This is a genomic window from Dolichospermum sp. UHCC 0315A (assembly GCF_008121535.1).
GTDB classification, from domain to species: Bacteria; Cyanobacteriota; Cyanobacteriia; order Cyanobacteriales; family Nostocaceae; genus Dolichospermum; species Dolichospermum lemmermannii.
The window spans coordinates 2708150-2732409 of record NZ_CP043056.1 but is presented as its reverse complement, the minus strand read 5'-3'; the positions used below and the strand labels follow the sequence as shown (position 1 = coordinate 2732409).

The 24260-nt window shown below is 39.4% G+C and carries 20 protein-coding genes, 1 tRNA gene and 1 pseudogene; 15 read left to right on the top strand and 7 right to left on the bottom strand.

Features of this window, described 5'->3' with window-relative positions:
* Positions 1-10: 10 nt before the first annotated feature.
* A complete protein-coding gene (locus tag BMF77_RS13230; protein ID WP_148763381.1) occupies positions 11-667 on the bottom strand; it encodes a DUF1361 domain-containing protein in 657 nt (218 codons plus the stop codon).
* Between the two features lie 379 nt (positions 668-1046).
* On the opposite strand from BMF77_RS13230, the pseudogene prfC reads away from it, so the two are divergent.
* The 8 genes and pseudogenes from prfC to BMF77_RS26720 form a co-directional block, all read left to right on the top strand.
* Positions 1047-2312 (top strand): annotated as a pseudogene (prfC, locus tag BMF77_RS13220) (peptide chain release factor 3); the annotation flags it as partial.
* 205 nt (positions 2313-2517) lie between these two features.
* A complete protein-coding gene (locus tag BMF77_RS13215) occupies positions 2518-4644 on the top strand; it encodes a zinc metalloprotease HtpX (protein ID WP_148766965.1) in 2127 nt (708 codons plus the stop codon).
* Positions 4645-5276: 632 nt separating this feature from the next.
* On the top strand, positions 5277-5783 hold the full coding sequence (locus tag BMF77_RS13205) for an RNA-binding protein (RefSeq protein WP_148763380.1): 507 nt from the start codon (positions 5277-5279) through the stop codon (positions 5781-5783).
* 676 nt (positions 5784-6459) lie between these two features.
* Complete coding sequence (locus BMF77_RS13200; RefSeq protein ID WP_148763379.1) at positions 6460-7728, top strand: glycosyltransferase family 1 protein; 1269 nt, start codon at positions 6460-6462, stop codon at positions 7726-7728.
* Between the two features lie 510 nt (positions 7729-8238).
* Complete coding sequence (locus tag BMF77_RS27930) at positions 8239-8514, top strand: hypothetical protein (protein ID WP_096671296.1); 276 nt, start codon at positions 8239-8241, stop codon at positions 8512-8514.
* A gap of 189 nt (positions 8515-8703) precedes the next feature.
* A complete protein-coding gene (locus tag BMF77_RS13190; protein WP_148763378.1) occupies positions 8704-9624 on the top strand; it encodes a hypothetical protein in 921 nt (306 codons plus the stop codon).
* 185 nt (positions 9625-9809) lie between these two features.
* Positions 9810-11537, top strand: a complete 1728-nt coding sequence (locus BMF77_RS13185) for an NFACT family protein (protein ID WP_148763377.1) — start codon at positions 9810-9812, stop codon at positions 11535-11537.
* 78 nt (positions 11538-11615) lie between these two features.
* Positions 11616-11816 carry a hypothetical protein gene (locus BMF77_RS26720; RefSeq protein ID WP_168204354.1) on the top strand — a complete coding sequence of 67 codons (201 nt, stop codon included), beginning with the start codon at positions 11616-11618 and terminating at the stop codon, positions 11814-11816.
* 274 nt (positions 11817-12090) lie between these two features.
* Here the strand turns inward: BMF77_RS26720 and BMF77_RS13180 are convergent, their stop codons facing one another.
* Positions 12091-13662: an iron uptake porin gene (locus BMF77_RS13180; RefSeq protein WP_148763375.1), complete on the bottom strand. Its 1572-nt coding sequence runs from the start codon at positions 13660-13662 to the stop codon at positions 12091-12093.
* Between the two features lie 280 nt (positions 13663-13942).
* Here BMF77_RS13180 and BMF77_RS13175 point away from each other — a divergent pair, with 280 nt between their 5' ends.
* From BMF77_RS13175 to BMF77_RS13155, 5 genes are all read left to right on the top strand, one after another.
* Positions 13943-14932, top strand: a complete 990-nt coding sequence (locus BMF77_RS13175; protein ID WP_148763373.1) for a metal ABC transporter solute-binding protein, Zn/Mn family — start codon at positions 13943-13945, stop codon at positions 14930-14932.
* 70 nt (positions 14933-15002) lie between these two features.
* Positions 15003-15785, top strand: a complete 783-nt coding sequence (locus tag BMF77_RS13170) for a metal ABC transporter ATP-binding protein (protein WP_148763371.1) — start codon at positions 15003-15005, stop codon at positions 15783-15785.
* A 136-nt stretch (positions 15786-15921) separates the two neighbouring features.
* A complete protein-coding gene (locus tag BMF77_RS13165; RefSeq protein WP_148763369.1) occupies positions 15922-16755 on the top strand; it encodes a metal ABC transporter permease in 834 nt (277 codons plus the stop codon).
* Positions 16756-16832: 77 nt separating this feature from the next.
* Positions 16833-16905: transfer RNA gene (locus BMF77_RS13160), tRNA-Phe, on the top strand.
* Positions 16906-17369: 464 nt separating this feature from the next.
* Positions 17370-17690, top strand: coding sequence for a hypothetical protein (locus tag BMF77_RS13155; protein ID WP_148763367.1), 321 nt, complete (start codon positions 17370-17372; stop codon positions 17688-17690).
* A gap of 58 nt (positions 17691-17748) precedes the next feature.
* Here BMF77_RS13155 and BMF77_RS13150 read toward each other — a convergent pair whose 3' ends face one another.
* Positions 17749-18045: a DUF2103 domain-containing protein gene (locus tag BMF77_RS13150; RefSeq protein WP_148763365.1), complete on the bottom strand. Its 297-nt coding sequence runs from the start codon at positions 18043-18045 to the stop codon at positions 17749-17751.
* A gap of 5 nt (positions 18046-18050) precedes the next feature.
* Complete coding sequence (gene clpS, locus BMF77_RS13145) at positions 18051-18374, bottom strand: ATP-dependent Clp protease adapter ClpS (protein ID WP_148766963.1); 324 nt, start codon at positions 18372-18374, stop codon at positions 18051-18053.
* Positions 18375-18722: 348 nt separating this feature from the next.
* Between clpS and BMF77_RS13140 the strand changes: the two genes are divergently transcribed.
* A complete protein-coding gene (locus BMF77_RS13140) occupies positions 18723-19160 on the top strand; it encodes a DUF29 domain-containing protein (RefSeq protein ID WP_148763362.1) in 438 nt (145 codons plus the stop codon).
* A gap of 43 nt (positions 19161-19203) precedes the next feature.
* On the opposite strand, the gene BMF77_RS13135 is transcribed toward BMF77_RS13140, so the two are convergent.
* Together BMF77_RS13135 and BMF77_RS13130 are read right to left on the bottom strand one after the other, a co-directional pair.
* Complete coding sequence (locus BMF77_RS13135; protein ID WP_148763360.1) at positions 19204-21228, bottom strand: FAD-dependent oxidoreductase; 2025 nt, start codon at positions 21226-21228, stop codon at positions 19204-19206.
* Between the two features lie 102 nt (positions 21229-21330).
* Positions 21331-23373: an NAD(P)/FAD-dependent oxidoreductase gene (locus BMF77_RS13130; protein ID WP_148763358.1), complete on the bottom strand. Its 2043-nt coding sequence runs from the start codon at positions 23371-23373 to the stop codon at positions 21331-21333.
* A 162-nt stretch (positions 23374-23535) separates the two neighbouring features.
* Between BMF77_RS13130 and BMF77_RS13125 the strand changes: the two genes are divergently transcribed.
* Complete coding sequence (locus BMF77_RS13125; RefSeq protein WP_148763356.1) at positions 23536-23769, top strand: hypothetical protein; 234 nt, start codon at positions 23536-23538, stop codon at positions 23767-23769.
* Here the strand turns inward: BMF77_RS13125 and BMF77_RS13120 are convergent.
* Positions 23766-24029, bottom strand: a complete 264-nt coding sequence (locus BMF77_RS13120; RefSeq protein WP_246862913.1) for a hypothetical protein — start codon at positions 24027-24029, stop codon at positions 23766-23768. The two genes, BMF77_RS13125 and BMF77_RS13120, sit on opposite strands and share 4 nt — an antisense overlap.
* Positions 24030-24260 lie beyond the last annotated feature (231 nt).

Sequence of the window (24260 nt, the reverse complement as noted above, 5' to 3'; positions counted from 1 at the left end):
TTTAATGTCATTAGTTAATATTGTGAATATGATGATCATTTATTTGTGAATTAACACCCTTATTCAGAAAACCCAAAGTAATTCGTTTCATAAACCAATACAAACCCCAAAGGATTATAAAAGTGAGAGTAATAATTATCAAGGGTTGTTTACCAAGAATTTCCTCTACACCTTTTGTGATTATGGCATCTGGTTGAGTAATAAAATCCCAACTGTTAAATCTCAAAAATCGTCCCCAATAAATACCCACAGCAGAAAGAGCATGAGTGATTAACTCAACAGGAAAAATCCATTGACTTTTACCCGTTCGATGTAAATAGTAACCCAAATTTATTAAAGATATAACATAAGCTTCAAATCCGCCAAAAATGACAACAAAATACACAGGTATCAACACTAATGTAATCATCCATATTGACTGAACTCGCCGGATATCATCTATCAAATGAATGACATCAGTTAATAAATAAGGCGCATTTGGTAAAAAAGCATAGAAACTCAAAAATCCTAGCCACCAAACCCATGAACCACTGCGCTGACGGCGAAATAGCCAAACACTCAAAGCTAAAGGAATAAAAGCCAAAAATAAATTCCAAGTCATCCACCGCAGATTAACTTGTAAAACATGGAAAACCGTTGTTATTAATTCAATCACTTCTGCTTTCATGGAATTGCAATAGCTAGAATAAATTTGTTTTTTTGGTTACACAAAATTTGCAGTTGTAGATTTGTTAAAAATCTCAAGACATTGTCTGTGAAACTCTATTTTAGACCACTGTTGCATGAAATGGTTATTTATCAACATTTCTATCATGGAGCAGTTGATATTCACAAGGTTTTTGCCTATGTTCGGTGAATTTAGAGATTAATACTTTCGGAAAAATTCAACCCTTATATATATGGGCGCACAGATTTCCACTATACTGTTTTGACACTCCCCGGTCTAAAGACACGGGGATTCTACATTCACAGACTCGCCGTTAGACGACAGGTTTGCACCAATCGCCCAAGAGGGCAAATCTCCTGTAGCGTAGCTTCCGGTATGCCTAGAACCCCAAACGCGGAAACTGTTTGAAGTGTGTAAAATGCGGGGTATCCCAATTTTTACCTTTGTGAATAAACTCGACCGTCCGGGCAGAGAACCCATAGATTTGTTAGATGAAATTGAGAAAGAATTGGGATTACAGACTTATGCAGTGAATTGGCCTATTGGGATGGGCGATCGCTTTAAAGGCGTATTTGACCGCCAACAGCAGCAAATTCATTTATTTGAGCGCAGTTCTCATGGTAGTAAAGAAGCAAAGGAAACTATCCTCAATATAGGCGATCAGCGACTTGAAGAATTACTAGAAAAAGAACTATACCACCAACTTAAAGACGAGTTAGAACTCTTAGAAGGAGTTTGTCCAGAACTAGATTTAGACTTAGTACACGCCGGCAAAATGACCCCAGTATTTTTTGGTAGTGCCATGACTAACTTTGGGGTGGAATTATTCCTCAAGAACTTCCTTGACTTTGCCCTCAAACCAGGTACACATAGCAGCACTGTCGGCGATATTCCTCCTACCTATCCAGAATTTACCGGATTTATTTTCAAACTGCAAGCCAACATGGACCCGAAACATCGAGATAGGGTGGCTTTCGTCCGGGTTTGCACAGGCAAGTTTGAAAAAGATATGACAGTAAATCACGCTCGAACTGGCAAAGTTGTCCGTCTATCACGTCCGCAAAAACTATTTGCCCAGGAAAGAGAATCTATTGATGTCGCTTATCCAGGGGACGTGATTGGTTTAAATAATCCAGGTGTTTTCGCAATTGGTGATACAATTTACACAGGACAAAAATTAGAATATGAGGGAATTCCTTATTTCTCACCTGAACTTTTTGCCACGTTGAGAAACCCCAACCCATCGAAATTTAAGCAGTTTCAAAAAGGCGTTTCCGAATTGCGAGAAGAAGGTGCTGTCCAAATTATGTACTCCACCGATGAAGCCAAGCGGGAGCCAATTTTAGCAGCGGTTGGTCAATTGCAGTTTGAAGTAGTCCAGTTCCGCTTAGAAAATGAGTATGGTGTGGAAACTATTCTCGATTTATTACCTTATAGTGTCGCCCGTTGGGTTGAAGGTGGTTGGGAAGCTTTAAAGCAGGTGGGACGTTTATTCAATACCACTACTGTTAAAGATAGCATGGGACGACCAGTATTGTTATTCCGCAATGAATGGAATTGTCAACAGTTGGAGGGTGATCATCCGGAGTTGAAATTAAGTGCCATCGCTCCCGTCTTTTCCCATCAACAATCAGCAGAAAGTTAGGCAAAAGGCAAAAGGCAAAAGGCAAAAGGCAAAAGGCGAAAGGCAAAAGGCAAAAGGCAAGAATTACCAATGACCAATGACCAATGACCAATGACCAATGACCAATGACCAATGACCAATGACCAATGACCAATGACCAATGATCAGGGTATCTCAATAAGCGTGCTATTTGTCACCTAGAACAGATTGGAGTACCAAAGTTTGTATGCCTTCCCACGCTGAATCATGTTTAGAGGCTGGTTTAGCTGCTCTCAAGCAGGGGAATTACTACACAGCGATCGCTAACCTTCAACCACTAGCCAAAGATCAAAGTCAAGAAAGGATTTGTTTACAGGCGCAAGTTGGGTTAGTGATGTCCTATGCCCGCACGGGTGAAGTCTCTAAGGCGATCGCTCTGTGTCAAAATCTGATTGCTAATAGTAATCCCCAAGTTCAAGAGTGGGCAACACTTGCTCTTGAACACCTGCATAAACGCAAAAACCAGAAGAAAAAATCCCATAAAACCAATACTGGACTTGTTTCTAGTTTAAATCCTGCCCAACCACAGCTACAAACAGCTTATATTGGTACTGATGGTAACAACACTATCAAACCCGTTAGCGTTTATTGGCGCAATGCTAGACGCGCTAAAGTGTGGCAACCCCTAGGCAAGCCTAACATCATTCCCTCTCGACTACTTGCTCTGGGAACATTCATGGCATTGTTCTGGACTTGTCGAGAAGTGCTTAAATTAGTATTGGGTTTAATCAATCAAATTCTCTATCAACTGCCCTACTTAGAACCCATCCAGATTTTATATAGCGATCCTAGTTCCTTGATGTTGGGATTGTTGATCATCTTCATGGCATCGTCTCCTTGGTTGCTCGACTGGGTACTAACAAGATTTTCCGGTCAAGAAGAGTTAACCAAAGAGAAATTAAACTCCTACAGCCGGGAAACACCCAGAGTATTACAACGCGCTTGCCAACAGCGGCACTGGTCAACCCCTCAACTGAGAATCTTACCAATTTCCGCCCCGATGATTATCAGTTATGGCAACCTCCCCCGCACAGCGAGAATAACTGTTAGTCAAGGTTTATTAGAACAACTGGCAGATGACGAAATAGCTGCCATCTATGCTTTATCTTTAGGACAAATTGGGCGTTGGGATTTTGCGGTCATGTCCCTAGTTTTACTCGTGGCCATGCCATTTTATGGAATATATCAGCAAGTGTCAGTTTGGGGAAATCAACATGACAGTAAAATTTGGCGTTGGCCAGGTACAGTTTTAGCAGCCATCAACTATGCAATTTGGTGTCTGTTCACGGGTACAGCCTTACTTAATTGCCAATTGCGGCTTTACCATAGCGATCGCCTGGCCGCAGAAATCACCGGTAATCCTAATGGACTAATTCGCGCTTTACTGAAAATATCCATTGGTGTAGCCCATGATATCAGCCTCAAAGAACAAACCTGTTGGCAGTTAGAAAGCCTGAATCTCCTCTCGCCAGTTGCATATCAACACAGCATAATTTTAGGTAGCACCGCCGGTCATCTACCTTTTGAATCATTTTTAAAGTGGGAAAATTTTCATCCCTATCGGCAATGGTTTACAATTAATAGTTGTCATCCAACAATAGGCGATCGCATCGAACGCCTTTGTCAAATAGCCCGTCATTGGCATTTAGACACCGAATTATATCAAACAAAGCCATCACAACCCATTCTCATCAAGCCCCAATCCTTCTATTTACAAATTGCCCCTTGGTTGGGAATCCCCCTCGGTGTTGTATTTGCCTGTCTAACTTGGTTAATTTGGCAAACAGCATACACCTTACACTTGTTAAACCTCAAGTGGATCTATGATAATTGGTCTTTTGTCGGCGGTTGTATGTTGATTGGCTTTAGCATTGGCACAGTTATGCGGATAAATGCTTTATTTCCCGATATTACACCTGTCAATGTTCAAAAAGATGAAAACTTTACCAACCTCTTAGCAAATCCCGCTATTTTACCAATTGATAGCATTAGAGTTCGGTTTACTGGTAAGCTATTAGGCCGCCCTGGTATTGGCAATTGTTTAGCACAAGACCTAATCCTGCAATCTAGCCAAGGTTTAATTAAATTACATCATATTCCCTGGTTAGGAAAGTCATTCAATCCTCAAGACTTGATTGGCAGACAAATCACTGTTACAGGTTGGTTACGAAGGGGGGCAACTCCTTGGATTGATATCCAAACTTTAGAAACTAAAGGTGGCAAAAAAATTAATAGCCCTCATCCTATCTGCTCCACTGTCATCGCAGTTGTTGCCCAAGCCTGGGGTGCTTATATTATGCTCACAGGTTCTTAGATATTAGTCAGTTGTCAGTAGGGGCGAAGCATTTGGAAGATAAATTATCAGTCATTGCCAAAAATAGTTCTCCAAATGCTTCGCCCGTACAGTTGTTAGCATTTGGAAGATAAATTATCGGTCATTGCCAAAAATAGTTCTCCAAATGCTTCGCCCGTACAGTTGTCAGTGGGAAGAAATATTCCCCCTGCTCCCTGCCTGTTTTGCCTCTTGCTTTAAAAATGTGTTTTATGTTACGATAAGCTCATACTATTGGCTATTGGCGGAAAAGTTTCTGCGGAACTAGCTACGTAGGAAATACCATGATAATGTTAAACAATGGTATTTTGTTCTGCGGGCAAGAATTAAGAAGAATGAATTTACTGTGGTGGATAGTTGGCTATTAAATTAACAATTCCGAAAATTAAAGTGATATTAGCCCACGAGTGCATAAGTGCTTTCGTGGCAAATAAGCTTGATCCCAATAAAAAACTGTATTCTATAAGTTGATAGCATGACTTACGCCACGCTACACTATCGGATTACAGAAATTGGTTTGTGGCAGTTTTTAGTCCATAGTATCTATTCAAAAACCAAAGCCAATTGATTGTTTTTGTCTTGCCCTGTTTAATCCCAATTTGGAGGTATGTTCCATGTCCATTCGCCTATATATAGGAAATTTGCCCAAAGAAGAAATTGATCGTCAAGATTTGCAAGCTGTATTTGCAGAAGAAGGCGATGCTGTCACCACTAAACTAATTAAAGACCGTAAAACAGGCAAATGCCGTGGTTTTGGGTTTTTAACGGTGAACAATGACGAACAAGCCGATCAAATTATTGAAAAATATAATGGTCAAATGTTCAAAGATACACCCATTAAGCTAGAAAAAGCTTTACCACGGACTAAAGGTGAGGAAGGGGACGAACAACCACAACAACAGATCCCTAAACCAGTCATCCAAGGTAGTAGTTCCCCCGCTCCTAGCAGCAACAAAGAAGGCAACCGTCGGGAGAGAACTAAAAAACCTCGCCGTGGTGGTGGTGGTGGTGCGCGTGAGACTGTTGGTAACGTTGATAACGAAGCTTTTCGTCCAGATCCCCGTTGGGCAGCGGATTTAGAAAAGCTCAGACAGATGTTGGAAGCACAAACTACCAACTAGATTGTCTATTCAATCAATGTGCTTTGAGAGTGATTCTTGAAGCTGCTTCGATATCAGTTTCAGCGGTTAGAAATTTCTTTCAAATCCAATCAACAAGCAGTGCAGGTAGCCACATCAGGTTATCTGCACTGTTTGTTTTGGCAATTTTTGAGGTTTGACGGTGCAATTACACAAAATTTGTGATTTTTTAGGAAAACTGTATCTAAATTAACAAAAATTCTGACAATGTAGGAATAGTATAAGCTAATACAATTATCTTGATTAAATCAGTGCTTTTGAAAATGATGGTAATTAAGGTGATATTTTCGGCAATTTAATTTTGATGTATTTACTTTCATGGAAATAATTTTGATTGCTTGAACCTTGTAAATAATGAATTGTAAATATCTAACTTAGGATGTGGCTTTGCTACTTCAGATAGGTTTTATCATGAATTAACTCATATATCATGATAGATAATATTCGTTTTTCGCTATAAAAAGATAGAGAAAAATATCTATCGAAGGTATTAAACATAAATATAGAAAGTGGGGAAAATTAACCAATATTTTGGTAATAGTTAAAATATAATAAATATTAATTATGCAAAGTTCCCCAGAAAAACACAGATTTAAGTTTAATAAGCGCAAGTTAAAAATTCACTCCTACCTTGTTGAAATCAGAAACAAAAAAATCTATGAAAGCTACCACTAAAAAACACATTGCTTTAATTTCAGTTCATGGCGATCCAGCAATTGAAATAGGCAGAGAAGAGGCAGGAGGACAAAATGTTTATGTCCGCCAAGTGGGTGAAACCCTGGCACAGATAGGATGGCAAGTAGATATGTTTAGTCGGAGAGTCAGTGCTGATCAAGAAAGGATAGTGCAACATCACCCTAATTGTCGGACTATTCGGTTAACCGCAGGTCCGGTGGAATTTGTGCCAAGAGATCAGGGTTTTCAATATTTGCCAGATTTCGTCTTTCAGTTAATAGAATTCCAAAAAGAAGCTGGGATTAATTATGATTTAGTGCATACTAATTATTGGTTATCTAGCTGGGTAGGGATGGAACTAAAGAAAAGACAAGGAACTAAACAGGTTCATACCTACCATTCTTTAGGGGTGATTAAATATAAGACCATAGAAAATATTCCTTTGGTGGCTAGTCAACGTTTAATAGTCGAAAAACAAGTATTGGAAACAGCGGAAAGAATTGTGGCTACCAGTCCCCAAGAACTGGAACATATGCGATCGCTTGTTTCCCAAAAAGGCAAAATTGATATTATTCCCTGTGGGACAGATATTCAGCAGTTTGGTTCAGTGGAAAGACAAGCTGCCAGGGCTACTTTAGAAATTGATCCAGAAGCTAAAGTGGTGTTATATGTAGGTAGATTTGACCCCCGAAAAGGCATAGAAACCTTGATCAGGGCAATGCGAGAATCTAAGTTTTATGAATCCAAACAATTGCAGTTGATTATTGGTGGTGGTTGCACACCGGGAAATAGTGATGAAAAAGAACGCGATCGCCTTACCGGCATTGTCAACGAATTAGGGATGAATGAATGTACCTCTTTTCCCGGTTGTTTGAGTCGGGAGATATTGCCAGCTTATTACGCCGCTGCGGATATTTGTGTTGTTCCTAGCCACTATGAACCCTTTGGATTGGTAGCTATCGAGTCCATGGCCTGCGGTACACCTGTAGTCGCTAGTGATGTCGGTGGATTACAATTTACCGTTGTCAATGAAGAAACTGGTTTATTAGTACCACCGCAAAATGTCCCAGCTTTTAACCACGCTATTGATCGGATTCTTGGCAATCCTGTATGGCAGCAAGAACTAGGAAAAGCTGCTAAACAGCGTGTTATTAATAAATTTAGCTGGCATGGTGTAGCGAGTCAGTTAGATGAACTATATACCCAACTGTTGCAACAATCTGTTAAAGAACCCGCATTAGCAATTAAATAGGGAACTCCAGAAAAGGCAGGGGGCAGGGAGAATATTTCTTCCCAATGACAACTAACAACTGACAACTGTACGGGCGAAGCATTTGGAGAACTATTTTTGGCAATGACCGATAATTTATCTTCCAAATGCTAACAACTGTACGGGCGAAGCATTTGGAGAACTATTTTTGGCAATGACCGATAATTTATCTTCCAAATGCTAACAACTGTACGGGCGAAGCATTTGGAGAACTATTTTTGGCAATGACCGATAATTTATCTTCCAAATGCTAACAACTGTACGGGCGAAGCATTTGGAGAACTATTTTTGGCAATGACCGATAATTTATCTTCCAAATGCTAACAACTGTACGGGCGAAGCATTTGGAGAACTATTTTTGGCAATGACCGATAATTTATCTTCCAAATGCTTCGCCCCTACTAACAACTGACAACTGACAATTCGTACATAGTTGTAAGATAGGAAAGATCAAGTAAGCTCTAAACATAGTTGCAGTTAGACGGTGAAATGATGGAAGTTCAAGAAATCAAAAAATTCCCTAAGCCCAGGAAACCAGACAGCGAATCCCAAAATTTTCAGCACGTCAAGATCCTTGACTGCAACGAACCAGTATGCAGGGTAATTTGTGAATGTTGGCACTGCAAACAAGGGATATTATGTGAGGTAGATGTATCATCTTCACAGTATTTAGAGGTAGAATGCCCAAGTTGTGGGAAAACTGCCGTGAGGTTGATGGCAGAAAAGGTGATTTCCACTACACCTATCCCTTCACCCTGGCAAGGATGAGTGAATTTTAGATTTTAGATTTTGGATTTTGGATGATACTCTTGACGGTTGAGATGTGAACTTTTACAAGATTACGAGCAACCTAGATATGTAGGGGTAAAGCGCAATGCTAAACCCCTGCGTTTTACTAAGTTATCGCCATCACCCAAAAAATGTTAAATTAATAATTCTGTCTTTAAATTAATGTAAATGACTCGCTTTATACATGATCAATTTGCTAAACAATATCTAACGGAATTATTAACGCCTTATGGAGAAGTAGAAACCAGCAAAGATATTACCGCAGAAGTCAGACAAATAGACGTATTATTTATTCCTTCACCCCAACCAACACAAAGTCTAGAAACACTAGGAATACTGGGGAAAATGGTGACAAATTATGCCATATTTGAACCATTCCGTAATGCCGTCAGCAAAAGTGAAACTCGCAGTTGTATAGGTAAATTGTTTGACATTCATGCAGACCTAGAACGGCAAGCAAAACGTAATAATACGCGAATAAATGAAGCAGAATTAGCTCAATTATGGATTTTTACACCTACAGTATCACCAGAAATCCTAGAGATTTTTCATGGGACTCTGGATGAAACAAACTGGGGAAAAGGTATTTATTTCTTGCCAAAAGGATTTAAAACCGTAGTTGTTGCGATTCATCAACTACCGAGTACACCCGAAACACTGTTTTTGAGGGTTTTAGGCAAAGGGAAAGTCCAAAGACAAGCAGTAGAAGAATTAGAAGCACTAGCCAATAATAGTCCGTTCCTTTCGGATATTATACAATTAGTACATAACCTAATTGCTGTGTTATCGGCTCGTCAGCGTCAAGAACAAGATATTGATAAAGATGATCAGGAGTTAATTATGAAATTATCGGAAATGTATCAACAACAATTAGAAGAACTAAAAAAACAAGGACGACAAGAAGGACGACAAGAAGGTATAGAAAGAGAAAGACGCGCTATGATTGAAAGTATATTGCAAGTACGTTTTGGTGCAGTTGATTCACAGTTAGCAACAATTATCAACCCTCTAATTGCAATGTCCAGAGAAGAATTCACGCCTTTGCTTCTACAATTGTCTCGTGAGGAATTATTAGCTAGATTTGAGTGAATCTTACAAAAAAAGGGAACAGGGAACAGGGAACAGGAAACAGGGAACAGGGATAAGATTCATTATTCAAAATTTTTGTCTGAAATCAGAGAACATAGACTTAGCAAGCTGAAAAATATTTATTTAATGAACCAAGAAAATAATCAAGAAAAAAGTAATTTTGTCGGGAAAAAGGGGTAATTGTTTTGCAACCCCTGGACTTTACCGCTTTAACCGCCGCTTGTAGCGAAATCCGCGCTAATTGGTTGCCTGCACGCATAGAACAGGTATATCAGCGCGATCGCTTTACCATTGCCATTGCCTTACGCACCTTAAATCAACGGGGTTGGCTGGATATTTCCTGGCATCCCCAAGCCGCCCATATTTGTATTAGTGAACCACCACCACGCGCCCCAGATACTTTTACTTTTAGTCAACAGTTAAAACACCAATTGGGTGGGTTGGCCTTAGTAGGAATTGAAGCGATTTCCCCTTGGGAACGGGTAATTGATTTACAATTTGCCCGTCGTCCTGAAGAAACAGCCCTGTATCACCTCTATGCGGAAGTGATGGGCAAATATAGTAATGTGATTTTAACTGATGCTAGTAATGAAATTATCACTGCTGCCCATCAAGTTAGTCAGCAACAATCTAGTGTTCGTCCGATTCAAACTGGACAAAATTACGAAACACCACCGAAACTGACGGGAAAAGTCCCTAATTTAAGCGAATCTCTAGAACGTTGGCAAGAACGGGTAAGTTTGGTCTCAGGGGGAATTAAACGCCAATTACTCAAAAGTTATAGTGGTTTAAGTTCGGCTTTGCTAGACACGATGCTGTTAGCGGCAAATATCATCCCAGATACGAATACTGACGAACTTACTCCCCAAGATTGGCAAAATTTATTTCAACGTTGGCAAGAATGGTTACAAGCTTTAGATTTAGGTAAATTTCAACCTGCTTGGACAGAAACCGGATATACTGTGATGGGTTGGGGTGGAGTTGCACCCACAAAGAATATCCAAGAGTTACTTTACCGTTATTATTCTGATCAACTGAATGAACAGTTATTTGGGCAACTGCGTCATCAGTTAAGTCAGAAATTATTGAATATTTTGGGTAAATTACGCACCAAAGCGAAAACTTTTAGCGATCGCCTGCAACAATCAGATCAAGCTGAAGAATATCGTCAAAAAGCTGACTTATTAATGGCTAACCTGCACCATTGGCAACCAGGAATGCAGGAAATTATTCTACCAGATTTTGAAACCGAACAGCCAATTGCGATCGCTCTTTTGCCCGATAAAAACGCCGTCCAAAATGCCCAAAAGCTTTATAAACAGCACCAAAAACTCAAACGCGCCCGTGCGGCTGTTGAACCCCTACTATTTGCAGTTCAAGCCGAAATTGACTATCTCGAACAAGTAGAAGCGGCAATTTCCCAAATAGACAAATACCAAAATCCAGAAGATTTACAAGCCTTAGAAGAAATCCGTGATGAACTCATTGGGCAAAAATATCTAGAAAACTTGGAATACCGCAGCCGTAGCAGCAACGACACCCCCGGCACTAATTTTCATCGTTACCGCAGTCCCAGTGGCTTTGAAGTCCTCATTGGTCGCAATAATATTCAAAATGATCAACTGACATTCCGTGTCGCTGGAGACTATGATTTGTGGTTTCACGCCCAAGAAATTCCTGGGAGTCATGTTCTCCTGCGTCTAGAACCGGGTACAGTGGCAGAAGAAGCTGATTTACAATTTACAGCCAATCTAGCAGGTTATTTCAGTCGCGCCCGTCAAAGTGACCAAGTACCAGTAGTTTACACCCAACTCAAGCACGTCTACAAACCCAAAGGCGCGAAACCAGGACTTGTGGTTTATAAACAAGAAACGATTATTTGGGGGAAACCGCAATTGGTCAGTTGTCAGTAGGGGCGAAGCATTTGGAACATAAATTATCGATCATTGCCAAAAATAGTTCTCCAAATGCTTCGCCCGTACAGTTGTTAGTTGTTAGTAGGGGCGAAGCATTTGGAAGATAAATTATCGATCATTGCCAAAAATAGTTCTCCAAATGCTTCGCCCGTACAGTTGTTATTGGGAAGAAATATTCCCCCTGCCCCCTGCCTCCTGTTCCCTGTTCCCTGTTTCCTTTTCCCTCATCTTTCCTTGAACAGAAAACTTACTCATCGAAAGACAGATATTTTTTGAGATATTTTCATGAAAAAATTGTACTGCCTGTTACAATCTTGTTAAGAAAAGTTGCCCGTTGAATTTTGGGAACGCGCAATTTGGTTTTGACTCTACTGAGAAGACAACTCGAACAACGTTTTTTTATAGACCAGCCCTGTGGGAGGGGTTGGTCTTTTTGTTATCATTCTCAAAATCACACTCATCACAAAAATCACAGTCCAGACATCTTTCCCCAAAGGGAACAGAAACAATATCTGAACTATGATTTGTGAGATTTATTTGATTGCTTTGATTAGAAGCTGAAGGTAGTTCTTAAAGCACCAATCACTACATTATCATTGTTATCATTGTGATCTGGGGCTGTTAGCCAAATCACAGCAGGAGTAAGGGTGATATTGTCGCTGAGTTTGTATTGATAAAATCCCTCAATGTGATAAGAGGTATTTGGATCTTTCGTAACTCCAACAACGTTAGAACTTGTGACTTTTGGTTCCATACCAACTATGACACCAGCCAAATTACCTTTTTTCCCCAAATCAGGGAAACCAAGGGTAACAGCATAGTTAAAAGTGTCAACTTCTCCCTTTGTCGTCAAAACCTTACTATTGGTATAACCAGCCCAACCACCAAGAACAAACTTCTTGCTAATACCTAGAGATGCTTGGACACCGTAGGAATTGCTAGAAAAATTCTCACCAGAAGAGACGACACCAGATGTAGCGTTATTACTACCAGTGAGTAGTGGTTGATTGTAGGAATTGATATAAGTTAAACCAAGAGAAATGCGATCGCTTGGCTTGACAGTTAACTGCGCTAAAGCACCATAATTCCCATCAAATAGACCGTTTCCAGGGGTAGGGTCATTAGCCGTACTACTTAAATAGCCTAAACTGAGGGCTAACTTATCGCCAAACTGGTGGTTAACTGCTATACCTTTATCGCCCAGTTGTCCATAAATTGGGTTTCTTGTGCCAAAAGTAGACACAGCCCCAAACGCACCATCACCATCAAACAAGTTGACTGTATTGGTAACGTCGTCTGCTGCACCAGCATTAGCAATTAGTTTTACTTGAGTATTTTTGCCCAGGGGGAAAGCATAGTACAAGGCATCTATAAAAGCAGTTGTATTACCAGTAGTACCAGCAAAAAATAAGTTACCCTCATTAGTGTTAATGCTAGGACTGCTGATGTTATTAGCTTGGATTCTGGTAAACAGTGTGTCTTTCCCCGTAAAACTACTTACCAATTCAATCCGCGCCCTTGAACCTAAAGTGGTGTTTTTACCAGTAATATCTGCATTATTAACCGTTTTGTTTGTCAACACATCACTAACAACTGCTACAACTTGCCCTTGTAGCTTAGTGGTGGTAGAAAACTGATTAGCTTCCAATTCAGCAGTTTTGGCTTCTACTGTATCCACACGCCCCCGGAGGGTGACTAATTCTCCTGAAAAGTCCTTTTGCAACTTTTGGATTGTTGCTAAATCTTGCTTTGATACTAAATCACTGGTAGCAGTAGCAATTAATTCATTGACTCGATCTAAACAGGCATTTAAACCAGCCGCAAATTCGTATCGTGACAACGCCCGATTACCCCGAAAAGTCCCGTTGGGATAACCTGCAATACATCCATAGCGTTCTACCAATGATTGTAAAGCCTGAAATGCCCAATCATTAGGTTGAACATCGGATAACTGAGATACGGAAGTAACTTGAGATACTGTCTCTTCTTGGCTATTATTAACTTGTTGTTCTGAATTAGTTGCTGGTACTGGTAATGCTTCTGCCTTTGCAGCAGCATTCATACATAATATGCCACTCACAACTGTTGAACTAGCAATTAGATAAGTCCAGAATTTTTGCATTTTTCCTCACACCCGTGTTTAAAGTTGATAATGCTACACTTGAATTAGTACAGCTATTAATAGTGATCTTTAATATACTACAGTCCTAAGTTAAGTTGATCACAATAAAAAGTTAAGAAATCCTTATCAACTGGAAATATCCTCAGTATACAGCAGTATTACCTGAAATTTCCAAATATTCTGTAATTCTTGATACAGTAGCATTTTTTGATGACTTATATGAGAATGGATCTCATTATAAGATATAATGCCAATGAAGTTTTATTGTCAACCTCAAACCATGAGAAGTTCTAGAGAAGTTAAAATAGATAGAAAAACCAGAAATTTTTTACCGCTGATTACCTTAATAATTTTGTCAGCAGTTTATGGATGTAACAATCCTAACAGTAGGGAGGTTGTAAAAACAGAACCAGCCCCAGTCCAAAAATCACCAAAAACTAAGGTAGTTACCACATTTTTACCAGTTTATTTGTTTACTAAAGCGGTAACTGGAGATGTTGCAGATGTAGAGATTTTAGTTAAGCCTGGTACAGAGATACACGAATATCAAGGGACACCTGCCAATGTAAAAGCGATCGCTACAGCCAAGATATTAGTCAAAAATGGTTTAGGCTTAGAGGAGTTTTTAGTGGATACAATTAAAAATGCTGAAAATTCCCAATTAGTGGAAATTGATGCTAGTAAAGGTATTCAAGCTATTAATAAAACTTCCCCCATAGATAAAACAGCAACAGGAGAACATGATCATGATCACGAACACCAATTTGGAAATCCTCATATTTGGTTAGATCCAGTTTTAGCAAAACAGCAAATTATCAATATTCGAGATGGTTTAATTATCGCAGATCCGGTCAATAAAGTCAAATATCAGACCAATGCAGCGGCATATATCCAGAAATTAGATAATTTAAATAATGAATTTCAGCAGACTATTAAACAAACACCAAACTGCACCTTTATCACCTTTCATGATGCTTTTCCCTATCTTGCCAAACGTTATAACATTAAACAATTAGCAGTAGTAGAAATTCCTGAAAAGCAACTTTCCCCAACAGATGTGCAAAAAGTGGTGAATACAGTCAAAAAATACCAAGTTAAAGCCCTATTTAGCGAACCAGGGTTAGATAACAAATTACTCACCAGCATTTCCCAGGATTTGGGGTTAACTGTGCGGACTTTGGATTCTTTAGAAACGGGTGATACCAATCCAGAGTATTATTTTAAGGCAATGAAAACTAATTTGGAGAGTTTAGCCGCTGGATGCAAGTAGCAGGAAAATTCAAATCTCATTATTTCCCATCTATCACGATAAATTATTGGCATCTCAAATCCTAAATTCCATGACTGACGAACAAGCAGAATTTACATTACCAATATTAAAAGTTTCTGGGTTAACAGTCTACCAAAGTAGTTATTTAGCTGTGCGAGATGTTTCCTTTGAATTATTAGCAGGAACAGATACAGCTATAGTTGGTCCAAATGGGGCTGGGAAAAGTACCTTAATCAAAGCTATCTTAGATTTAATTCCCCGAAATGCGGGAACAATTGAAGTTTTTGGTCGCCCCATTTCCAGACTAGGAAATTTGCAGAATCAGTTGGGATATATGCCACAAAACTTTATTTTTGATCGCAGTTTTCCAATTTCGGTTAGTGAATTAGTAGCTTTAGGAATAGGGAATAGAAAACATTCATTTTTCTCGAAATTTTGGCAACAAAAACTGGAAACATCAGCAGCAGTCACCGCAGCTTTACACCGTACTGATGCTTATCGCTTGCGAAATCAGGCTATTGGCACTCTTAGCGGTGGTCAACTCAAACGGGTATTATTAGCTTATTGTTTGGTAACACCGCGAAAATTGTTAGTATTGGATGAAGCTTTTGCAGGGGTAGATGTTCAAGGAACAACGGATTTTTATGCTTTGTTAAATGAATTAAAACGAGAAGAGAATTGGACAGTGTTGCAAGTCTCCCACGATATTGATATGGTAAGCCGTCATTGCGATCGCGTCATCTGTCTAAATCAAACTCTTGTCTGTTCTGGTAAACCGGAAATAGCCCTTTCCCCACAAAATCTTTTAGCTACTTATGGACCAGGTTTTAGTCGCTATGAACATCATCATTAGGGAATTGGTAATTGGTAATTGGTAATTGGTCATTGGTAATTGGTAATTGGTAATTGGTAATAAACTATTCTTCTTCCTTCTTTCTTCTTTCTTCTTCCTCCTGAACTCCTGACTCCTGACTCCTGACTCCTCTTATATGACCATTAACTATCATGATTTGCTGAATTTATTACAATTTCCCTTTATGCAGCGTGCCATTATGGGTGCTGTGTTAATGGGCATTTTAGGCGGTTTATTGGGTAGTTTTGTGACTTTACGACAATTATCCTTTTTTAGTCATGCCGTTGGTCATGCAGCCCTGGTAGGTGTGGCGTTAGGGGTGTTACTCAACACTAATCCTACTTGGATGTTACTCCCTTTTACTTTAATTTTTGGGGTTGTTGTTCTCTACCTAATTGATAAGACTGATTTGGCTAGTGATAGCGTTCTCAGTATAGTGCTATCTGGGGCGTTAGCAATTGGTGTAATTCTCACCAGTTTTATTAAAGGATATCGCGGTAACTTAATGGGGGTACTATTTGGCGATATTTTGGCTATAGATAACACAGATTTAATTTTGACGCTATTGGTACTTGTGGGTAGTAGCTTTTTTTTATTATCAACTCTGCCACAACAGATTCTATTAACTCTTAATCCCGATGTTGCTCAAGTACAAGGAGTGCCTGTACAATTATATCGTTATGCTTTCGTTGTTTTGCTTTCCCTCGCTGTAGCTGTGGCGATTAAAGCGGTTGGTGTGTTATTAGTAAATGCGTTTTTAGTGATTCCGGCTGCTACAGCCAAACTTATGAGTCACCATTTCAGCCGCTTTCTGATTCTATCCGTGGTTGTCGGCTGTAGCAGTAGTATCGCCGGAATGATGGTTTCTGGGTTATTTAATCTAGCTTCTGGTCCGAGTATTGTTTTTGTGCAGTTTCTGGTATTTGTGACTGTGTTTACCTGGGTGAAGTTGACAATGAAGGTTAGCTAAAATTATTTTAAATAACCCCTTGACTTATCTTTTTTTCTATGCTAAATTCAATATTGGTGGTGAAGAAAAAGCCCCCTGCCGGGATAGCTCAGTTGGTAGAGCAGAGGACTGAAAATCCTCGTGTCACGAGTTCAAGTCTCGTTCCTGGCATTTTATTAAAATAGCTGAAAGCCGCTGTTAATGGGACTAGAAGTGAAGGTAAAGCTGCTGTTTTCTATGATGGTGCTACTATTCCTTTACCAGCAGAATTACCTATGGAACTAGAACTAGCAAAAGATTGACTATCCTTGATTATCAGTCATTCCTGTCAAAGTAGTTAGCATTGTATGAAAAATATCACTCAAAAATACACAAAGTCAATAGCCTATTTCCGAGGTGAGTATTGGGATACAGCACTTTCCGGTTTTGTGAGGTACATATATAGCGGGCAAGATGCCCGCACTACAAGAGTTTCATAATTCAAGTTTGTATCTCATTAGAGCGAAATCTGCTGTATGTGAAGAAAGTTGTTGAGGAATTGCGCTTTGTAACTATTTTGGATAACTCTGAGGCATATTCCTTTAGACTAGGTTTCCATAGGAATATCAAAACATTGAAAATGGAGACTAGGACAAATGCCTACGGTAAATTTATGTTGCCATGAGTTTGTAGTTGCTATTTCCTCCGTCGCTTGTATTGTCGGTCTATGGTTACTCAAGAATCACAATCAAGCTATAGATGATTTTCAAGAAACAGAACAAAGTCTTTTAACAATGAGCTTTGCTTACTGGTTAGTGTATTGCATCGCCTTTGGGATGGAAAGAGTATTTTTATTCAATTGGGAAGCTGTAATTATAACTTTGAGAATTACTACAGCTTTGTCATATTTCTTAACATTTTCTTGTATCTTGAGTTTGCCGTTACATAAATTTGCAGTTCATAAAATTGAAGAATAATCAAAAGTCAAGGTTAGAACTATATTTAGCTCCAACCTTGCTATTGTAAATTCATAATTTAGGCAATTCTCATAGCAATAGCGATCGCACCTTCGAGTTGTTCCTGGAGTAAAGTTGTAAGGATAAATACCTCTTGCACAGTTTTGCCTTGACGAGCAATGATTTTATAACCACCGCGAATAGGTACAGACACACGCAACTGCATTTTTGGTGCATGACCTCTAGCTCTACCAATCACCGCAGGTGTCACCGTCCCAATACCATCCTCTCGACACAAACGTTCTAAAATAGGAATTAGACCGGGAATATGGGTAGAGTGATTCCAAACTAGCCTACCATCGGTGGGTTTAGACATAATGATTAGGCTGCTTCCAGGGGAGCCATTGTCAACCCAGCCCGACGGAGTTGTTGGTGGTATAATTCCGCTTGTTCTTGGGGTCCTGTCCAGACAATTGCTTGTCCTTCATGGTGGACTTGATTAGTGAGATCCCAAGCGAGATCCCCCGACATTCCCGGAATATACTTCATTAAACACTCAGCTACGTGCTGGAAAGTATTGAAATCATCATTCAATACAATTACCTTGTAATTAGGATAGGTTTTCCGAGTCACTTGATTAACTCGGTCAGGTGTCACAGTCGGTGCTGAAGCCATACTGTACACATCTGCAAGTCTTGTCACCATAGAAAAATCAGCCAAAAACGACGTTGTACAAACTGACATTAGAAATAACTAGTTTAATCCATTGCTGACTGAGTTAGTAGTCAGACACAAGCCGATAATGTGTAAAAATATTAATTTAAACCTCGTCCAAGTTGAAAACTGGAGTTTTTCAAAAGGGAACAGGGAACAGGGAACGGGGAAGAGTATAGGATTGGGGAATAAAACCCAATTAAGAAAAAACTATGGGTTTCAAAGTAAACGCGGTTTATATCTATGAAGTAATTGACATTTTACCTTTTAAGAACTTCATATATGAGATATAGAATACAATTGAACTAAGAATATATAAACCTATAATTAGGTGCGAAAATGAACACCTTTCTCCTCTATACAAGCGACTTCCATGCTTGGACTCAAGAACAGGTTAATTTACTCAAAACTCAACAATGGGATACATTAGATACTGTCAACCTAATTGAAGAATTAGAAACCTTGGGAAGAAAAGAAAGACAAGAATTCAGAAATAGATTAGCTGTGTTGCTAGGACATCTATTAAAATGGCAATTTCAAGCAGAAAAACGGAGTAGTAGTTGGTTGAGTACAATTCGAGAACAACGGATTCAAATCAAACTACTTTTACAAGATAGTCCCAGTTTAAAACTTTATTTAGAAGAAGTATTTCTCACCGCTTACGAATTAGGTTTAGCATTGGCAATGAGAGAAACCCAATTAGGTCAACAGGTATTTCCCGAAATATGTCCTTACACTTGTGAACAAACCCTCAATTCTGAATTTCTACCAGATTAAGCTTCAGATACCCGACTTCTTGGAGAAGTCGGGTATCTTTTACCTACCACCAATTGTCCCAATTTTCGTTAAAAATAGAAGTATCAGGAAAAGCCGTAGGATTCCCATTTGCTTCCAACAGCCTTCTTAAAATTTGTAATTGTGGTTCTTGTTTAGGTAAATTATCAACCAATTGATAGGGTGCAATTCCTTCTTTTAATGCAAAACTGGCCACAGTTCCCGCAGCAGCACCAGAAGACCATTCAAAGGAATGAACTCGATAAGCAGCAGCCGCAATATGACTTGTAGCAATACTTTTTCCTCCTACCAATAAATTATCAATTTTTTGGGGAATCATTGCCCGTAGGGCAATTTGGAAAGGATAAGCTTGTCCTGCACCGCGTCTTTCTCCCACACGTTCCTTATTACCAGGTGCTTCTACTGGACTTTTTGCCATACATGGATGAAAATCTATGGCATAATGACCAATACCCACAGCATCAGGGTAAATTGTGGAACGAGTTCTTCGCATAGCTTTTTCTGGGGAAATTTCCCCCCTAATTACAGATGTTGCTTCCAAACCTGATACAGTTGCTTTTAAACTGCGATACATATTTGCTGGCAGAGTTTTTCGATAATATTGATCATTATAATTACGACGAGAAATATCAACTTCCCAAATGCCAAAACCGTCTGGTTGTCCCCAACTAGGACGGCCAATAATCCGTCTTCCTTCCCTCATGTAGGGGTATTTAGATAACCCATGAACTGTCCCCATGGGCGAATCTAAACCTGTTAAGAAACGGATATTTGTTTGCGGTTGTTTAACACCATTACCTAGTTGAGAATCTGTAGTTCCTGCATATAACCAATAAAAAAAAGAAAATGCCTTTTCTTCAGCTTTACGCAGGGTTTCTGTGCGTAGTCCTCCTTGCCAACCTCCTGGTTTTAGCTGTCCAGAGTTTTCTAATTGTTGACGAGTATAAATGAGATTATCTGCGGCTGTTCCCGGACGGTAATCATTTCCCCAAGTCCAGTTTTGCATGGAAATATCCCCTGGTGTGGGTGCAGTAAACTTCACCCCATTAAATGTAGTTGGTTGTCCTTTTTGGGGACTCCAAATTCGCCGATAGGTAAAGACTAAATCAAAGTTTGCTAATCGTTTTAATTCATAACTAAAATATGGTGAATATTGTAAATAAAATGGGGGCATTGTTTGTTGCTGCGCTGCTTTTGTTGCCTCCATTGCAAAGGTATAAGTGAAACCTTGGGTACAGTAAGGATCATTTGTAGTGCTAGAAGATGAAGGTTCAAGATAGGAACGGGCATCAATTCCTAGACGATAGGGAACATCTGCTAAAGCGATAATTTCCCCGGTTTCACTTGCGTCTATAATGTACCATTTTCCTGGGTTATTTTGAGATTGTTTGGGGAGAAACTGAATAATAGTTTTACTCAAACGAGATGAGTTTTTATAACTATAAGCATCTTCAATGGTTTGAGATAAGGGATTAGTATTTAGAGGTGGTTGATTTTTTGCTGGTTGATGTTGAATTGCTATGGCGTTATTAATAATTTTGCCATCTTTGCTAATTTGTAGATCTTTAATTACCGTATTGGGAAACCATTGTAATTTTCCTTTACCTTTTTTTTCGGCATCTTTGAGCATTTGTGTCATGATATTGTGGGCATCACGAGGCAGAAAACAGGAATCACTTACCCAACAATCTCCAGGGTTAAGTTTGCCATATTTGCGTTCAATACGGTTTCTTAATTCGGAATAACCGCGCGAATAGAATTGTTTATCTCGTTGAGTTGGTCTTTCGTCTAATGCAGATGTTCCTTGAGCAGAAATTTGTCCCCCTAACCAGTCGGTTATTTCTGTTAAACAAACTGTGCGTCCTGCAAGTAAACCTTCATAAGCTGTAGCGACTCCTGAGAGTCCACCACCCACAACGAGAAGCTCACAGTTAACGATTTTATCTGGGATACGTGGAGGGGTAGCGGTGACGGCATAAGGGATGAGAAAGGTGGTAAATAGGCTGAAGCTGATGAACGTTTGCAAACGTTTTTTGTATCTACGGTTCATAGAAGAGGGATAGAGTGGAGTTGAAACCGAATAAGTTATGAAATTAAGGATTTTAGAAGTTTTAGGACTCCAAAATCCCCAATTCCTTGATAATATATGAAACTAACGCAATGCCGGCGGTAATCGTGGTCTACCTGTAGTAATTGCATAGTTAATTACTAACAATTGTAACCATAATCCTGGAAAGCGATTTTCTAACCAAGATTGATTCCATTTCAAAAATTGCGGCAACCATATCCCCAAAATAACACTGATGAAAGCATGACGAGCAAAGCTGACATAATTCCCAACCCAACGTAATAAATCTCGCCAACCAGCTAATTGCCAAATCCACAATAATAAAGCCGGATTTTTCATAGCTGCTTTCAAAGCTAGACGGTTAAAAGTGAACCAATCACAACGGTCTTTAATGAAATTATCAGTTACTTCTGGGGTTTCATCTGTTAATAAGCCAAAGAAAGTATTCAGCATCGAATTTATCATTTGGGGGGCGATAAATCTGCCCGTGGGAACCATCATTCCCTTAGAAAACAACCACATTACAGCCACATTGCTTTGGTAAGCTCGAATTTTATTTAAGTGCTGCTGACTCAATAAATCATGTTTAAGGGCAATATTTAACAGAGTAGTTAATCGGTCTAAATTGCGGACTAAAGAACCAAAACCAGTAAAAACTAGCGGAGATTGCAAAGAAGCAGCATCACCAATGGCAATTAATCTATCAACTGCAATTGTGCGATCGCTACTATCTGCGCTAAAATGTCCTGGGATATAGCCAAAAGTTGGTTTCCTCCAGACTAATTTATCTAGATCACAACGCCGATATTCTGGCAAAATTGTGAAAAAGTCCTCATACATTTCCAACAAAGAACCAGGATTTTCTTCATTTACTTCATGATAGTGAAATAGGTAAATTGTTAATTCTTCACCAACACCAGGAAACAACTCCCAAATTAACTGTCTACCTCTCGAAATATCCCCATGACTGTAAAGAACATCCCCATATTCAGAATCCCAGACCCCAGGCTCAAAGCCCTTTTCAATCACTGCTCCCACCGTTGGACACACACTATCAAAAGCCCGACCACCATTTAATTGCCAAGCAATTGGTGAAGCCGTTCCCATTGCGTCTATCAATAAACGTCCACTCACCTGCTGTTCATTACCAGTAGGCAAATGTTTAACGTTAATCGTAACTTGTGTAGGACTAATATTCACTTGGGAAAACTCCGTTTCATCCCAAATATCACCACCAGCAGCTTGAAGTTTTTGCCCACATAATGCCAGTAACCTTTCTGAATCTAAAGCTATATTTAGGACTGTGGGAGTATGGAGAACAGAGGATTTCAAATTAGAGGGATTATTCCCATCAAAAAACTTATTAAAACCGTCTTTATATTCCCTAGAAATAATTTCTGCTAATTCAGCATTGGTGAGCAAACCCAAATTTATTAAACTTTGGATTTCATCACGGGAAATATTCCATTCTCGGTTCATTTTACCAAAAGGTAATCTTTCCACCAACAGCACCTTATAGCCCAATTTAGCCATGACTGCGGCATGAATTGACCCCAAAGCACCACCAATATAAATGAGGTCATACTGAGGACTAGCAGCAGGGGAGAGGATAGGTGATATTTCCTGACTATTCCCTTGATAAAATACTACTTGACGAGGCTTTTGAGGATTTCTTACCCCTTCTCGCCACCTTTGCTCCCACCAGTAAGCGCGCTTGAGGTCATATTCTCCATTAGGCATTTTCTGAAAATACTTGACAGTTAGAGGATAATAGGGTTCTAACTCTGCGAAAATTGATTTTTGGGGATCAATGACAGGTGGTTCTGGGTAGTAATTGGGAAAGCGACTTCTAATTTTCCGCGTTAGAGATTGGAGAATGCGTCTCTCCTGGGGAAAAGGTTTATCTCCCCAACGGAATACTTTTAGGTAAGTTGTCCGCTGCACCGACCACACAAATACAGATAGTTCTACGCTATTGGCAATGGTACTTTTAGCCGCACTTCCCAGCCGAAACCCATCTGGGGTGATGAATTTTTGACTATTTTCGACAACGAAATCTGTTTGTAGCCATTTGCTTACGGATACTGTATCGGGTGTAGGAATTTCTAAATAAAGAAGTTCTTGCATATTGTTCTGATATCTCATAACGAATCTACTCACTCAGACAGATTAAAAAAAGGCAGAAACTAGGTTAAACTCTGCGCTAATTAACTTCATAAAGATTCCATAAAGAATTTTAATGATTTATCAATTTTATTGTTCATGTTGTAAATTTCCTAAACCCATGCCATGAATTATCCTATCCCAGACAGTCCCCAAGAAATATCTGCATTAAGAAAACAGCCAGTTGATGAAGAATTAGTGGCTGCGGTAATTGCTGGTGTAATTAGAGTAGTTCGCGCTCAGGGTCAGTCTTTAGATCAATTAACTACCCAGGTATTAGCGGATGATAAAATGTTAGATAGGCAACAAAGGCGCTGGTTAAGTCAGTTGGTTGCCCAAGCATGGGAAAATTTTTCTTAATGCGCTGATGATATACAAGTATGTAGACGAGAGAAGACTTCCACCCACCCCTGTCCACCGCCCAAACCGCCTAAACCTAAGAGAAACCACCCCCCCTCATATCCAAATGCTACAGGGAGGTGTGCCTTGAGGTTTTGTTTAGTTGCTGTTTTGTCAAAACCAATATTTTTATAATACAACCACTTTCCGTCTTTCCTCCATCCTACTGTGTCGCATAAGGACTGCCAAACTTTATCGTCGTACTTTTTCGTTCCCCCCAAACTTTGATAAATCTTTTTTTGGACTGAAAAACCAAGTTATCCGTTACTGTATTTAAAGAAGTCCAGATAGGGTTGACGCAAACTGTAACTTTAGTTTTCTTTAATTTTTTCTTAACCCTGAATTATTTATTTCTTAAACAATCTGGGATAAGTTTGCTCTGTAGTTAAAGCTTTAGCCATTCTTTTTAAATCTCAAGAAAACTAAAATCCTCCTAGGGGAATAAGCAACAA

What these genes read in the sequence shown, in the direction of transcription:
- BMF77_RS13140 (WP_148763362.1), top strand. Translation starts at nt 18,723, where the DNA reads ATGAACACCTTTCTCCTCTATACAAGCGACTTCCATGCTTGGACTCAA.
- BMF77_RS13175 (WP_148763373.1), top strand. Translation starts at nt 13,943, where the DNA reads ATGAGAAGTTCTAGAGAAGTTAAAATAGATAGAAAAACCAGAAATTTT.
- BMF77_RS13215 (WP_148766965.1), top strand. Translation starts at nt 2,518, where the DNA reads ATGCCTTCCCACGCTGAATCATGTTTAGAGGCTGGTTTAGCTGCTCTC.
- BMF77_RS13155 (WP_148763367.1), top strand. Translation starts at nt 17,370, where the DNA reads ATGCCTACGGTAAATTTATGTTGCCATGAGTTTGTAGTTGCTATTTCC.
- BMF77_RS13190 (WP_148763378.1), top strand. Translation starts at nt 8,704, where the DNA reads ATGACTCGCTTTATACATGATCAATTTGCTAAACAATATCTAACGGAA.
- BMF77_RS13205 (WP_148763380.1), top strand. Translation starts at nt 5,277, where the DNA reads ATGTCCATTCGCCTATATATAGGAAATTTGCCCAAAGAAGAAATTGAT.
- clpS (WP_148766963.1), bottom strand. Translation starts at nt 18,374, where the DNA reads ATGGTGACAAGACTTGCAGATGTGTACAGTATGGCTTCAGCACCGACT.
- BMF77_RS13165 (WP_148763369.1), top strand. Translation starts at nt 15,922, where the DNA reads ATGACCATTAACTATCATGATTTGCTGAATTTATTACAATTTCCCTTT.
- BMF77_RS13170 (WP_148763371.1), top strand. Translation starts at nt 15,003, where the DNA reads ATGACTGACGAACAAGCAGAATTTACATTACCAATATTAAAAGTTTCT.
- BMF77_RS13200 (WP_148763379.1), top strand. Translation starts at nt 6,460, where the DNA reads ATGAAAGCTACCACTAAAAAACACATTGCTTTAATTTCAGTTCATGGC.
- BMF77_RS13180 (WP_148763375.1), bottom strand. Translation starts at nt 13,662, where the DNA reads ATGCAAAAATTCTGGACTTATCTAATTGCTAGTTCAACAGTTGTGAGT.
- BMF77_RS13125 (WP_148763356.1), top strand. Translation starts at nt 23,536, where the DNA reads ATGAATTATCCTATCCCAGACAGTCCCCAAGAAATATCTGCATTAAGA.
- BMF77_RS27930 (WP_096671296.1), top strand. Translation starts at nt 8,239, where the DNA reads ATGGAAGTTCAAGAAATCAAAAAATTCCCTAAGCCCAGGAAACCAGAC.
- BMF77_RS13135 (WP_148763360.1), bottom strand. Translation starts at nt 21,228, where the DNA reads ATGAACCGTAGATACAAAAAACGTTTGCAAACGTTCATCAGCTTCAGC.
- BMF77_RS13150 (WP_148763365.1), bottom strand. Translation starts at nt 18,045, where the DNA reads ATGTCTAAACCCACCGATGGTAGGCTAGTTTGGAATCACTCTACCCAT.
- BMF77_RS13230 (WP_148763381.1), bottom strand. Translation starts at nt 667, where the DNA reads ATGAAAGCAGAAGTGATTGAATTAATAACAACGGTTTTCCATGTTTTA.
- BMF77_RS13130 (WP_148763358.1), bottom strand. Translation starts at nt 23,373, where the DNA reads ATGCAAGAACTTCTTTATTTAGAAATTCCTACACCCGATACAGTATCC.